Annotated in this window: 12 protein-coding genes; 9 read left to right on the top strand and 3 right to left on the bottom strand. The window is 65.9% G+C overall.

Features of this window, described 5'->3' with window-relative positions:
• Position 1: 1 nt before the first annotated feature.
• Both OH799_RS33895 and OH799_RS33890 read right to left on the bottom strand, forming a co-directional pair.
• On the bottom strand, positions 2 to 736 hold the full coding sequence (locus tag OH799_RS33895; protein ID WP_406272915.1) for a DUF4191 domain-containing protein: 735 nt from the start codon (positions 734 to 736) through the stop codon (positions 2 to 4).
• A gap of 54 nt (positions 737 to 790) precedes the next feature.
• On the bottom strand, positions 791 to 1,234 hold the full coding sequence (locus OH799_RS33890) for a TY-Chap domain-containing protein (RefSeq protein WP_406272912.1): 444 nt from the start codon (positions 1,232 to 1,234) through the stop codon (positions 791 to 793).
• Between the two features lie 356 nt (positions 1,235 to 1,590).
• Between OH799_RS33890 and OH799_RS33885 the strand changes: the two genes are divergently transcribed.
• Genes OH799_RS33885 through OH799_RS33870 form a run of 4 tightly spaced genes read left to right on the top strand, consistent with a single transcriptional unit; the run spans position 1,591 to position 4,792 of the window.
• A complete protein-coding gene (locus OH799_RS33885; RefSeq protein ID WP_406272909.1) occupies positions 1,591 to 2,082 on the top strand; it encodes a hypothetical protein in 492 nt (163 codons plus the stop codon).
• Positions 2,079 to 3,455 carry a M20/M25/M40 family metallo-hydrolase gene (locus OH799_RS33880; protein ID WP_406272906.1) on the top strand — a complete coding sequence of 459 codons (1,377 nt, stop codon included), beginning with the start codon at positions 2,079 to 2,081 and terminating at the stop codon, positions 3,453 to 3,455. Before OH799_RS33885 ends, OH799_RS33880 begins: the two co-directional genes overlap by 4 nt.
• Entirely contained in the window at positions 3,452 to 4,330 is an 879-nt protein-coding gene (locus OH799_RS33875; protein ID WP_406272903.1) for an alpha/beta hydrolase, read from the top strand. The genes OH799_RS33880 and OH799_RS33875 overlap by 4 nt, the downstream gene beginning before the upstream one ends.
• A 9-nt stretch (positions 4,331 to 4,339) precedes the next feature.
• Entirely contained in the window at positions 4,340 to 4,792 is a 453-nt protein-coding gene (locus tag OH799_RS33870) for a 6,7-dimethyl-8-ribityllumazine synthase (RefSeq protein ID WP_357273133.1), read from the top strand.
• Between the two features lie 165 nt (positions 4,793 to 4,957).
• On the opposite strand, the gene OH799_RS33865 is transcribed toward OH799_RS33870, so the two are convergent.
• Positions 4,958 to 5,899 (bottom strand): endonuclease/exonuclease/phosphatase family protein, encoded by a 942-nt coding sequence (locus tag OH799_RS33865; protein WP_406272899.1) that lies wholly within the window; start codon positions 5,897 to 5,899, stop codon positions 4,958 to 4,960.
• A 278-nt stretch (positions 5,900 to 6,177) separates the two neighbouring features.
• On the opposite strand from OH799_RS33865, the gene OH799_RS33860 reads away from it, so the two are divergent.
• The 5 genes from OH799_RS33860 (at position 6,178) to OH799_RS33840 (ending at position 12,405) form a co-directional block, all read left to right on the top strand.
• A complete protein-coding gene (locus tag OH799_RS33860; protein ID WP_406272896.1) occupies positions 6,178 to 6,783 on the top strand; it encodes an MspA family porin in 606 nt (201 codons plus the stop codon).
• Between the two features lie 687 nt (positions 6,784 to 7,470).
• Positions 7,471 to 7,815 (top strand): hypothetical protein, encoded by a 345-nt coding sequence (locus tag OH799_RS33855; RefSeq protein WP_406272893.1) that lies wholly within the window; start codon positions 7,471 to 7,473, stop codon positions 7,813 to 7,815.
• A 957-nt stretch (positions 7,816 to 8,772) separates the two neighbouring features.
• Entirely contained in the window at positions 8,773 to 9,027 is a 255-nt protein-coding gene (locus OH799_RS33850; protein WP_406272890.1) for a hypothetical protein, read from the top strand.
• Between the two features lie 11 nt (positions 9,028 to 9,038).
• Positions 9,039 to 11,372 (top strand): hypothetical protein, encoded by a 2,334-nt coding sequence (locus tag OH799_RS33845; protein ID WP_406272887.1) that lies wholly within the window; start codon positions 9,039 to 9,041, stop codon positions 11,370 to 11,372.
• A gap of 184 nt (positions 11,373 to 11,556) precedes the next feature.
• A complete protein-coding gene (locus tag OH799_RS33840) occupies positions 11,557 to 12,405 on the top strand; it encodes an alpha/beta fold hydrolase (protein ID WP_406272884.1) in 849 nt (282 codons plus the stop codon).
• Positions 12,406 to 12,439 lie beyond the last annotated feature (34 nt).

Here is a 12,439-nt window from a genome sequence, read left to right as displayed (position 1 = left end):
GTCAGCGCCTGCGGATGGTTCGCTGGACGCCGCGCATCTTGGCGCCCCCAGGCATCGGGCCCTTCGGCAGCGCGGGCCCGCTGCGCGAGCTCAGCGCGGATAGACGGCCCTCGATGAGGTCGATGCGCTTGGTGTCGATGTTGCGGGGCAGCTTGGTCAGGTAACGCTGCAGTTCCTTCAGCGGAACCTGGCCCTCGTCGTTGCCGATGACCACGTCATAGATCGGTGTGTCGCCGATCAGCCGGGCCGTACGCTTCTTTTCCTGGGCCAAAAGCGATTTCACCCGCTGCGGGGAGCCCTCGGCGACCAACACCACGCCGGGCAGGCCGATCACCCGGTGCACCGCGTCCAGCTGCGTGGTCGCCGCGATGCCGTTGTTCACCCGCCACTTGCCCTGCAAGTTGTCCAACACCCAGGCCGCGGCGCCCGCCTGGCCCTCGGCCTTGCCGTAGACGCTCTTCTGCACCCTACGGCCGAAGATGATGAATGCGAGCAACGCGCCGAGCACCACGCCGAGCGGAACGAGGAACCAGGTCAGCCCGAAGATCAGGCCGATGACGACGAAGACGGCGGTGCTGCCGATCACGGCGCCGATCATCAGCGGCAGCAGCAGCTTGTCTTCCTTGCGCTGCATCTGGAACGCCTGCCAGAGTTGCGTGCGACGCTCTTTCGACTGCTGCTTGCGAGCCGCTTTCGCCGCGGCCTTCGCTTCCTTGGTGGGCTTGCCTGCTGCCATGTCTCTCAGGATAGTGCCCAGGTAGTCCCGGCTTTACCACGGGACAGGGCGCGATCAATTCCCACCGCGGTGGCCGATCGGGCCGAGCACGCTGAGATCCAGATCACCGGATGCCTCGGTCCAGCCCATGGCGCGCAGCTCCACCGGAGTGGTGACGCCGAGGGCGTCGCGCAGGCCGACGGCGACCGAGCGGGCGAACGCGAGCAGGCTGCCCGGGGAGATCGGCCAGAACAACGTTCTGGTCCAGTTGTCCGTGTCGCGCCGCAGCACGGGCTCGTGCCAGCCGAGTTCGCGCAACTCCTGCGCGGCGACGTCCGGGATCGGCTGCGTCAAATAATTGTTACCGGCCAGCTCAGCGGATAATTTGATGTCGTATTGGACGAACTGGACGTAGCGATTACCCGGCGCCGCGATGATCAGCGTCGCACGCGAGGGGAGCTCCGAGAGACATTGCGTCAGCGCCTGCGCGAACCGTTCCCAATCCGCGGTCACCGGCACGCTCATTCCTCCCCCGGACACTCGAACTGGGTCGATCATACGCCGACCAGCCGCAGGCACCAGGCGGATTATGTTGAACTACGACAGAGTTCATTGAGACATAGCAGTACGGAATAACTCGATACGTCTCAGCGACGCCAACGTGCCATCCGTATCTCAGTCCCCGCACACCACCGCCGGGACCTGCGGCATCTCCGCACGCCGCGAGACAACCCCGTACCACGGAACCCCGGGGCGCCGAGCGTGCGACTCGCCGGACGCAGCGCCCACGACGTGGCGGCGCAGACCGCGAAACAGCCTGTGGAGAAAGCAGGATTCACACCGACCCGTAGGCGGTATAGGAAATGAGACCACCGGTGAGTCGAAAACCGTTCGGGCATAGTTCTATTCCTTCACGAACGAAATCGGACGACAGAATCGCCCTGGCGCCGAGTACCTTCCAGAATTCCGAGAATCGTCATCACATAAGCCGGATAGCCCCGCCTGGTCATGCCGCGTCAGTGGCTGACGTGTGTATCAAATCGGCGACGCCGCCCGATGCCGCAATGAATACCGTCGCAAGGGTGGTGGTCCAGAATCCGATGGATCGCGCCTTGCCCATCGTGACCGCCGACGAGATCCTGGCGCGCGGAGACCGCCTGGCCGCCCGCCGACGCGCAGCGGATCGCCGTCGCCCCGGGGAGCGTCCAGCTGCCCATGCTGATGGAACGTGCAACCCCGGCCTGCCCGGCGACCTCGCCAAGGGAATCGTGACGTGGCAAAACGAGATGACCATCACGCTCGATCCCGGCGTGCTGAACAATGCAACGGTGTCCATGAATTCGCCGAACCGCGACGGTGACCGATGACGGAGCCGGTAGATGACCTGACCGCCGAACGCCTCGCCGCGGCGCTGCGCTGCGCGACCGTGTCCGCCGAGGAGCCGGAGGACGCGACCACCACCGCGTTCGAGCTCCTCGACGCCCACCTCGAGCAGTCCTTCCCGCTGGTACACGCCGAGCTCGAACTGCGACGATTCGGGCACAGCAGGCTCTACCGATGGCCGGGTAGCGAACCCGGCCGGGTGGCCGCCATCCTGCTCGCGCACCAGGACGTGGTGCCCGTGGACGATCCGCAGCGCTGGACGTATCCGCCGTTTGCCGGGGTGGTGGACGACGAATTCATTTGGGGCCGGGGCGCCATCGACGACAAGAGCCGCGTCGTCGCCATCCTGGAGGCGGTCGAGTCGGCGCTCGCCGGGGGTATCCAGCCCCGGCACACCGTGTATCTGGCGTTCGGGCACGACGAGGAGGTCTTCGGCGGGCAGGGCGCCGAGCGCATGGCCGACCATCTCCGGCAGGGGGACGTACACGCGGACCTGTTGCTCGACGAAGGCGGCGTGATCACCGAGGGTATCGCCGACGGCGTACGGCAGCCGGTGGCCACGATCATGCTCGGCGAGAAGGGCTGCGCGACGGTTCGGCTGTCGGTCACCGAGGTGGGCGGTCACTCGTCCATGCCGGGCAAGCAGACCGCGGTCGGACGGCTCGCCCGCGCGGTGGGGCGAATCCAGGACCATCCGATGCCGCTGCGCCTGACCCCGGTGATCGCGGACATGCTGGCCCGGCTGCGCCACGCCATGCCCGAGCCGCGGCGGCGCCTGCTCGGCCTCGGCGGCGTCGCGGCGCCGGTGATCACGCGGGTGATGGCGGCCCGTCCGCACACCGAGGCGCTGGTGCGCACCACCGCCGCACCCACCGTGATCCGCGGCGGGGTGAAGTCCAATGTGCTGCCGCAGCATGCCGAGGCGCTGGTGAACTTCCGCATCCTGCCTGGCGACTCGGTCGCCTCGGTGCTCGACCACTGCCGGAAAGTGGTGCGCGACAAGGGTGTTCGCCTCGAGTTGGTCGGCATGTCCGCGGAACCGTCCCGTACCACCGGTCCCGGCCCCGCCTTCGACCTGATCGCCGAGCTCGCTCGCGACATCGTGCCCGGTATCGCGGTGACCACCGGTCTCGTCCCCGGCGCCACCGACTCCAGGTACTACGACGATCTGGCGGGCACCCGGTGTAATTTCGCCCCGATCGTGCTGGACGAACGCGACCTGGCCTCGATTCATGGAACCGACGAGCGCCTCTCCCGGGTCAACTACGCTCGACTCATCGAGTTCAACCGGCGGCTGATCGAGCGGCTGGCAGCAGCCACGACCAGTGCGCCATCGACGTCAGGAGCCGATGCATGACCACCCAGCCCACGGCGGACGACGCCACGCCGACCGCGATCCGCACCGAGTCCGGCGAGTTCGACGGCACCGGCAGCGGAGTGGCCTGGCGGGCGTGGCTGCCCGACGGCACGGCGCGTGGCGCGATCGTCCTCGTGCACGGCGTGGCCGAACACTCCGGCCGCTACATCCATGTCGGGCAGCGTCTGGCGGCCGAGGGATTCGCGGTCTACGCGCTCGACCACATCGGCCACGGCAAGTCGGCGGGCGGCAAGGCCAACATCGGCTCGATGGAAGGTGCCGCCGACAATGTCGCCGCCATGCTCGACATCGCGCGCCGCGAGCACCCGGGCGTATCGCACTTCCTCCTCGGGCACTCGATGGGCAGCCTCATCGTGCTCTACTTGGCCACCCGCGCGCCGATCGACGTCGCGGGCATCGTGGTGTCGGCCCCACCGCTGGACATCCCGGTCGGCAATCCGGCGCAGCGGTTGCTCGCGCCCGTGCTGAGCAGGCTGGCGCCGAGTCTCGGTGTGTTGAAATTGGATTCGTCGCAGATCAGTCGTGATCCTGCGGTGGTCGCGGCCTACGACAACGATCCGCTGGTCTACCGGGGCAAGCTGCCCGCCCGCACCGGCGCCGAGATGCTGCAGGCCGGCGCGACGGTCAAAAGGCGGCTGGCGAAGCTCTCGATACCGCTGCTGGTGCTGCACGGCACCGCCGACTCGATCGCCGCGCCTTCCAGCTCCGACCTCATCGAGCGGAGCGCGGGCTCGAAGGATTTGACCGTGATCCGCTACGAGGGCCTCTATCACGAGGTATTCAACGAGCCCGAGCAAAACAAGGTTCTCGGCGACGTGGTCGGCTGGCTGGAGGCGCACCTTACCAGCCAGTAGTATCCCCGCATGGGAACTACCAGATCCATCGCGTTCATCCGTGCCAGCTGGCACAGTTCGATCGTCGGCAAGGCCTACGAGGGCTTCTGCGCCGAATACGCCGACCTCGGCTTCGACCCGGCCACCATCGACAAGTTCGAGGTGCCGGGAGCGTTCGAGATACCGCTGCACGCAAAACGTCTCGCGTACTCGGGGCGGTACGCGGCGATCGTCGCGTCCGCGCTGGTGGTCGACGGCGGAATCTACCGGCACGACTTCGTCGCCTCGGCGGTGATCGACGGGCTGATGCGGGTACAGCTGGATACCGACGTACCGGTGTTCTCGGTCGTGCTCACACCGCATCACTTCCATGAGCACAGCGAGCACGTCACCTACTTCACCGAGCACTTCGTGACCAAGGGAGCCGAGGCCGCCCGCGCTCTGGCAAGCACCCTGAGTTCCCTTCGGTCACTTCCGGTGTAGTCCGGAACTCGACTTTCCCGTCCAGCACGCCGGTTTCGAGCGCCTCCTCAGCCGTAGTCTGTCCTGACTTCGTATGGCCCGCTGGTTCCTTGCCCAGGCTGTGGCGTGCGCGAGGAACCAATCCAGTGCGCGAAGATAGCTCGCGAGGTTCTGGGGCAGGCCGGGTCAGTGGAAGCGCACTTGGGCCAGCACGGCGCGGTGATCCGAGCCGGGCACAGTCACGGTGTGGATTTTTTCGGCGGTGGCTTCGGCGAGGAGGATGTGGTCGATGCCGATCACCGGGCCCCAGCCGCGGTCGTTCGGGAAGGTGGGGAGAAGGCCCGCGCCGGTTTGATCGGCGGCGGAGGCGAAGCGGCCGCGCAGCAGGTCGCGGTAGGCCGCGTGGTCGCGGGTCGCGTTGAAATCCGCGCCCACGATCACTGGACCGGTTCGGGCATCGAGGATTTCACGGACCCTGCGCATCTCGGCGGTCCACGCCTGGAATGCCAACGGCGGGACCGGATGTAAGGCAAAGACCGTGATCGGTCCGCGTTCGGGGTGATCCATCGTCGCGGACACGTTGTTCAGGATGAAACCAACGTATTTCGTATTGTCGCGCAACGGGTATCGGCTGTAGATCCCCGTTCCTCCGCCGCCCGTGCGTGTCGGCTGAGTGTAGTGGTACGGCAGATCCTCCAGGATTCCCGCAATCGTCAATCGCTCGACCGCCTGGTCGGTCAGTTCATCGACGGTCAGCACGTCGACCCGGTTCTCTCGCACCGCGCGGACAACGGCCGCCGGATCGGCGCCGCCGAACAGCAGGTTCGATTGCATGACGATGAGCTGTGTCCCGCTCGCGGCCCGCCCGTCGGGCACGAACACGGGCGCCAGCGTCCACAGCGTGGCCGCGGCAAGCACCCCGGCGACGGCAGCGCTGCGCCACCTGCGCGCGCTCAGGAACAGCACCAGACCGACGACCGCCCCAATCATGAAGTACGAAGCCCCGGACGCGGCCAGCACCAGCCATCGCCGCTGCCACGCTCCGAAATGCAGCATGATCCCGACGGCTCCCGCCGCCACCGCGCACCACCCCGCTTCGAGCAACGCCCGGTCCATCCATTTACGCATGTGGCCGAGACTATCCGCCGATTGTGGAGATCCGGTGTGGTACGGATGCGAATCGGTTCAGGAGCATCCGCTGTCGCTTTCGTCGTCCGACGAGAACTGCGGTACACCACCGCGCCACACCGACGGCAATACTCCTGCAATGACTACGAATTCACGCGAAGCCACGAAAAGCCAACGATTCACAGGTGCGTGTTGGGTGCGATAAGGTTCTTCGGCTATATCAGTTCACCGAAAAGGACATGGATATGAGGCGTTCGGTCGTAGCTCCACTGTGTTTCGTGGGAGCAGCGTTTCTGGGAGTAGGCGCTGCCGGGATAGCACGGGCAGATCCGATGCCGGACAAGTCACGGGCGGTCACCACAGAGGACGGTTGGGACCTGCGGATCACCACGACCGCAGCGAGTCTGGATCGCGTTCCGAACTTGGCGGCGACGCCGTTCACCCGCGAGGGATTCGTGAGTCTCACAGCGACTGCCGACATCTCCGGATCCGGCCAGCAGCCGGTGGACGCGGGCAGCCTGACGCTCGGCTATCAAATCGGCTGTCAGGTAGATGTCTCCACCGGGGCCGCCGTGGGCGTGTCGGGACTGATCGGGCCGAATGTCGGTATCACGGTAGCGCCGACACCGGGATTGAACGTCGGCGGAAGCGCCTTGGTGGTGCCGTCGATCTCAGTCAATCCGAAACCAGGAGCGATCACCGCCCTTCCCTTCGGCACGAAGACGTTGGCCGGACCGCATGGCTCCATCAGCGTGGACCAGGTGCAGATCAAAGTGGATGCCTGCCTCGGGGCCGTCAGCCTGCGCTCGTACGCGATCGTGTCGATGTCCACGCCCACCGCCGACAATTCCGTCGCCGTCTATGGCGACCCGATCTGGTTGTGATCATGAAACGCCGCATAGGAACAGCCCTTGTGGCCGCAGTGATAGCGGCGGGCACCCAAGCCGTCGCCGCCCAGGCGGAGCCGATCCCACCGTGTGACGAAGAACTGATCACGGTCCCCGGGAAGCCCTGCGACACACCGGTACCCGAGGAACCCACCCACCCCGACGAAGAGGCCGGACCAGGATCGTCAGGATCGAATGGGCCACCCTCGCCACCGCAATCCCCCGGCACGAGCGGCCCGCCCGATAAGGGCGGCTCAGGTGCGTCGGCACTGACTCCGCCACCACCAGGCCACGCGCACGGACACGGACACGGACACGCGATCGTGCCCGTGCCGCAGTAAGCCGGGCAGATAGCAGCTATAGCCGGGTAGGTGTCGATCTGGTCGAGCTGTCAGGCGCGCGTGGAGATCCGGTGTGGCGCGGATGTGGATCGGCCCACGCGCTACCAGCTGTCGCTGTCCTCGCAGCACGAAAAGCTTGCCGCTGATCCCCATACGGTTCGCTCGCAGCCGGTGCCCAGGAGTGACGACCTGGGTCGGACCAGCTCCAGCCGCTGCTGACCGTACCCGGCCGATAACGGCCGTCTCGCCGCCCTCTTCGCCCCACCGCCGTCGGCGAGGAGGAGCTCGAGATCTGGGACCGGGCGATCGAGGTGTTCGGTTCCGAGCTGGGGCGAGGCCGCCGGTGCGGTCGAGGCGCTGGTCCGCGGCGACCTGTTCGCCCCGACACCCCGATCCCGCTGCGCCGCCTCGCACTCCAACTGAGCGCCCCGCTGCCGCGCTCGCGTCTCGACGCGGCGTTCGTCGCGCCCGAACCGGTCGTCACACCACCGTCAAGCGCCGCAACGCGACCGTCGAGATCACGAGCGAGGGCCACAACGCCGAACAGCTCGCCGACGACGAGCGCCGAATCGCGGTGGTCTACGACGCCGACGTCCCTTCGAAGACCATCGCTACCGCCGTCTTCGCGGGCCTCGCCCTCGTCATGGTCGTCTTCGCCAGTGGTTCGCAGCAGTCCCGTTCGTGCTAGACGCGCTCATCCCGGTGTGGAAGTACCGCAACGCCCGCAACACCGCCCAGAATGCCGCGGCCCGCCGCGACGAGCAGCTGGCCGAGGTCCGCTCGGCACTCGTACAGCCCCGCAAGAACAATGCCGCCGAGGAGCGCCCGGCTGGCCGAGCGATACAAAGCCGACCGCGAGGCCCTCGACCGCTTGATCGAGTCGCTGCCTGCCGATCGGGATTGACGCGCTCGAACTCGACATCGCTGGTTCGCGGCGTCGAGATGGAAGTCGAACTCGCCGTGGTCGACTCCGGCGATGAAACGCAGTCCGCGCGGTTTCAAAGACCGGCTTCTCCACCTCTACTCAGCCGCTCCTGACCGTACCGGGCCGGTATTCAGCCCCGCGAGAACGCCCACGCGTGATGACTGAATCCACAGTGCGACAGGATGGTTCGCGATACCCGGCGGGAATTCGAGCTCGCCATTGTTGCCTCCGGCCTGGACGCCGGTCCACTCGAATTCGTTGAAGCGGTGTTCGATCACGTAGGCACAGGTGGGCGGAATTCGGTTCGCCGGAGAGCGGGGTGCAGTCGCGATTTCGACTGAAACGAGTTCAATACAGCCCTTGTCGTAGCGACAGCGGTGGTGGCGGTTTTGCTGGGGCCTTCTTCGCATTGAGTAGGTGTTGCGAAGGCCGTTGGGCGGGCGGACTCCGCCGGAACGGAGGAACCAATGACCACCGCGGCACAGCCCTATTGACATCCGCACGCACTCCATGGTTAGGTCAGTCACGCCGATGGTAGATCGATCTACCAAGGCCGTTTCTCTCGCGCTGCGAGGGCACGAGATTTCGACACGCCGGTCTAGCGGGAGAATTCGGCTTAATGGCCGTCGTCACCGCAGCGGTCTGGTTGATCGGTTTCGCGATCAGTTTCCACCGGCTGGGGCAGATTAGGAGAACCGCAATGTCCGAGCGGTGCAAAACGTGATGAATGGGCAGGACGAGACCGGTCGAGATGACGCAGCAGAATGCGTCGATACTCCCGATGCGGTGTTCAGCCTGCTGGGCGACGAAGGGCAGGCGGAGGACGTCGACAGCACGGCCGCCGCCGAGCAGGAGTCCGGCGGTGGCGAGGTTGCCGATACCGCGGCGGAATCCGGCCCGGCGGCCGATAGCGATGAGTCGGTGGATGACGTTTTCCGGCGCGTTGCCGAAGAGTTGATAGTCGAACGGAATTGATTCACAGTCGAATGACCAGTGGGATATTCGAGTTCTGGGATCCGGTGCGGTGGCGACCGCGGGTGGTGGTGCGGCGGTTTCGGTGTTGGGTCGAGGCTACCGGCCGACGGCGCAGGATGGTGTGGTTGCTGGGGATCACTCTGGCGTTGTTCGTCTTCCCGGGTGTTGTCGGTGGGGTGGCTGTGGCGCAGACGCACAGCGGTATGGCGGCGGGCCGGTCGAGTATCGGCATGCTCAGCTGGATGAATATCCGGGACTCGTTCGGAGTCCGGTTGACCGATTACGTGTTCGCGACCAGCCACGGCAGCGTGTTGAATCCGTTGGAGACGATCGTGTCGTTGATCCTGGGCTTGGAGTTCGTCGGCTATCTGGTCATCGTGACCTCCGCGGTGTGGTTGATCGGTTTCGCGATCAGCTTCCAATGGCTGGATCCGTTCGGTCGAGCATTGACCGGGGTCGCCGACAACCTGACCGGCCAGATCGCCACACCCCTGCTGTTGACCGTCGCCGCGGGGATCGGCGCGTTCTTCGTCGCCTGGTTCGTGGTACGCGGGTTTGTCGCCAAGGCCACGATGCAGGTCGTGACGATGCTCGGGGTGGCGGTGCTCGGCCCGATCGTGCTGGCGGAGCCGTTGGCCGATGTCTTGTCCTCACACGGCCTACTCGCCCAAGGCCGCGATCTGGGTATCGCGGTAGCGGCCGGGCTCAACGGCAGCACGAGCCCGAACCCCGACCAGCTGGTCGTCACGATGCAGGGGGATCTGGCCGACAACTTCGCACGCCGCCCGATACAGGTGTGGAACTTCGGTCACGTCGTCGACCAGTCGCCGCGGTGCGCCGCGGCGTGGTCGGCCGGCGTGCAATCGGGCGAGGATTCCCGGGTCTTGACCGGCATGCGGACCTGCGGGGACACCGCGGCCTATGCCATGGCAAGCGATCCCAGTCTGGGGCAGGTCGGCTCCGGTTTGGTGCTGTTGGTGTGCGCGACGATCCTGCTGGTGTTCGGGGTGTACCTCGGCAACAAGATCATGTGGGCTGCGCTGGACTCGATCTATCACGCGTTCATGGCCATCTTCGGGTTCGCGGCAGGCGGATTCGTCTACGGACCGACCCAGACGTTCCTGGTTCGCAACCTCGTCGATGCTTTCGTCGCGGCGGGAAGAATGGCGGCCTACACCGTCTTCCTCGGTGTCTACGTCCTGTTCCTGGGCAACCTGTTCCGCCAAGCCGAAGGACAGGTCGGGGTGGTCCTGGTCCTGGGCGCCATGGTGGAGATCGTCGCCATCCTGCAGCTGAGGCGCCTGAGCGCGAGCATCGGCCGGGGCAACAATTGGGTCGCCAACCGATTCGCCTCCGCGATACAGGGCGCCGGCGGCTCCGGCGGCGGCGGTGGCACCGCCCTGGGAATGGGCAACGTCGGGGCCGGCCACTCCCTGCCCGGGGCCGGGCTCATGGCCGGAATCGCCGCCATCAACACCATCGGCGCCAACCCGGTCACCGCGTTACTCTTCCGCAGGCGCTCACCATGGGACCTCGACTCGAAACTGAGGCACCGCGTCGACCTGATGAATCTCAAAGCGAATGAAGAGATACTCGGGAAGGGCTGGGCGCTCAACTCGGCGCGGGTCCGAGAAGGGTATATCGAAGCCGCCAGAACAGCCGCCAAGGAATACGGCTACACCCATCGCGGTGCCGCCGCGGCCGTGGACCGCGTCATCAACCGCGGCGGATCCCTGGGCGACGTCGTCACCTCCATGACAGACGCCGGCTTCAAGGACAAAGAAATGATGGTCGGTGCCATGCGAGCCTACAACTACCGCGAGCAATTCGGTCCCAGCGTCTGGGATGGTGACGCGTACATCGGCGAGGCCGTGGCCTCGATGTCGGTCCTCAAATTGGCTCAAACACCGGCGAACATGGCTCTCTTCGAGCACACTGCGCACCGGTTGGCAAACCGGCGCTATATCGACCAGGTCCCGTGGACCGATCTCACCAAGGACGAACAGAAATATATCGACGATTACTTCAAAAATCCCACGAGGGACAAGATCAGAGGCATCGAGGCCCTCGCCAGTGGCAGCCAGATACTTGGGCGAGATAATAAGGGGAATCTCATACAGTCGAACAAGGAATACCCGCTGCCGCCCCAGTTCGAGGGCTGGAGCCAGGAACGTGGCCTGCTGATGAACAGGTTCATCATGCCGCATCTCAGCCAGAAATACCTGGCCGCCGCCAACGAGGGCGACCTCCACAAAGCTTCGGAAATACTGCAGATCATGGCGCATTCCGAATACTGGACAGGTAACGTCAAGCTGACCCCATCGAAGGCGATTCCACGATTCTAGTGCTGCGTTCCTCAACGGTGGTGTACAAAACCGGCGGCGTAGGGTCCTCGGTTTCGGCGCGGGTCGGCCCCAAATCCACGGTCGCGCGGGCGTTGAGCGCAGCGGTGACCCGGTACCCGAGGCATGGCCGCCCTGTCCGGGACGGGAACCGGCAGCCGAAGCCGGCCGTCACGAAGGAGTGATCATGTCCGCTGGTTCGACCCCACTGCTTTTCCTGCACGGCTACTGGCATGGGTCCTGGTGTTGGAGTGAGGTCGTCGCCCGCGTGGCGGGCATGGGCCGCGCGTCCGTCGCGGTGGACATGGCGGGCCACGGCCTTCGTGCTGTTCGGCCACAGTGCCTCACCACACGCCCATTCGACGCTGAAAATCTGGCCACAGAGGTGTCTCCGGTGGCGGGGGTGGATCTCGAGCAGGCAGGTGACCTGCTTGTTTCGCAGATCGAGGAGGTCGGCCGCGGTGGCCCGGTGACCGTGGTGGCGCACAGCATGGGCGGCGCTGTGCTGACGCGGGCGGCGCAACTGGCGCCGGAGTTGGTGGCGCACGCGGTGTACCTGGCCGCCTTCATGCCTGCCTCGGACGTGCCGGCCATCGCCTACGTCCATCTGCCCGAGAACGCGGGCGAACTGGTCACACCGTCCTGTCGGGCCGACCCCGCCGCGATCGGCGCACTGCGCTTCGACCTCGCCTCCGATGACCCCGACTACCGTCAGCAACTGCGGGATGCGTTGTTCAGCGATGTCGATCCGGCCGTCGCCGACGCGGCCATCGGGCTGCTGACGCCGGACGCTCCAGCCGGCATCGCGCTCGGTGCCACCACACTGACCCGCGACGGCTGGGGCTCGGTGCCACGCACCTATGTCACTTGCGCTCGTGACATGGCGATCCGACCGGGCCTGCAGCAGAAGTTCATCAGCGACGCGGACGCCGCCTTCCCGGACAACCCGACCGCCGTGGTGGCGCTCGACTCCTCCCATTCGCCGTTCTTGTCGATGCCCGAGCAGGTAGCCGACATCGTGGCGAAGCTGGGCTGATACAGCTAGATCGATCACGACAAAGTTGCCATTC

The sequence above is a fragment of the Nocardia sp. NBC_00881 genome (assembly GCF_045207455.1).
GTDB lineage: Bacteria > Actinomycetota > Actinomycetes > Mycobacteriales > Mycobacteriaceae > Nocardia.
The sequence above is the reverse complement of the archived record's forward strand: the minus strand, read 5'-3'. Positions and strand labels throughout refer to the sequence as shown.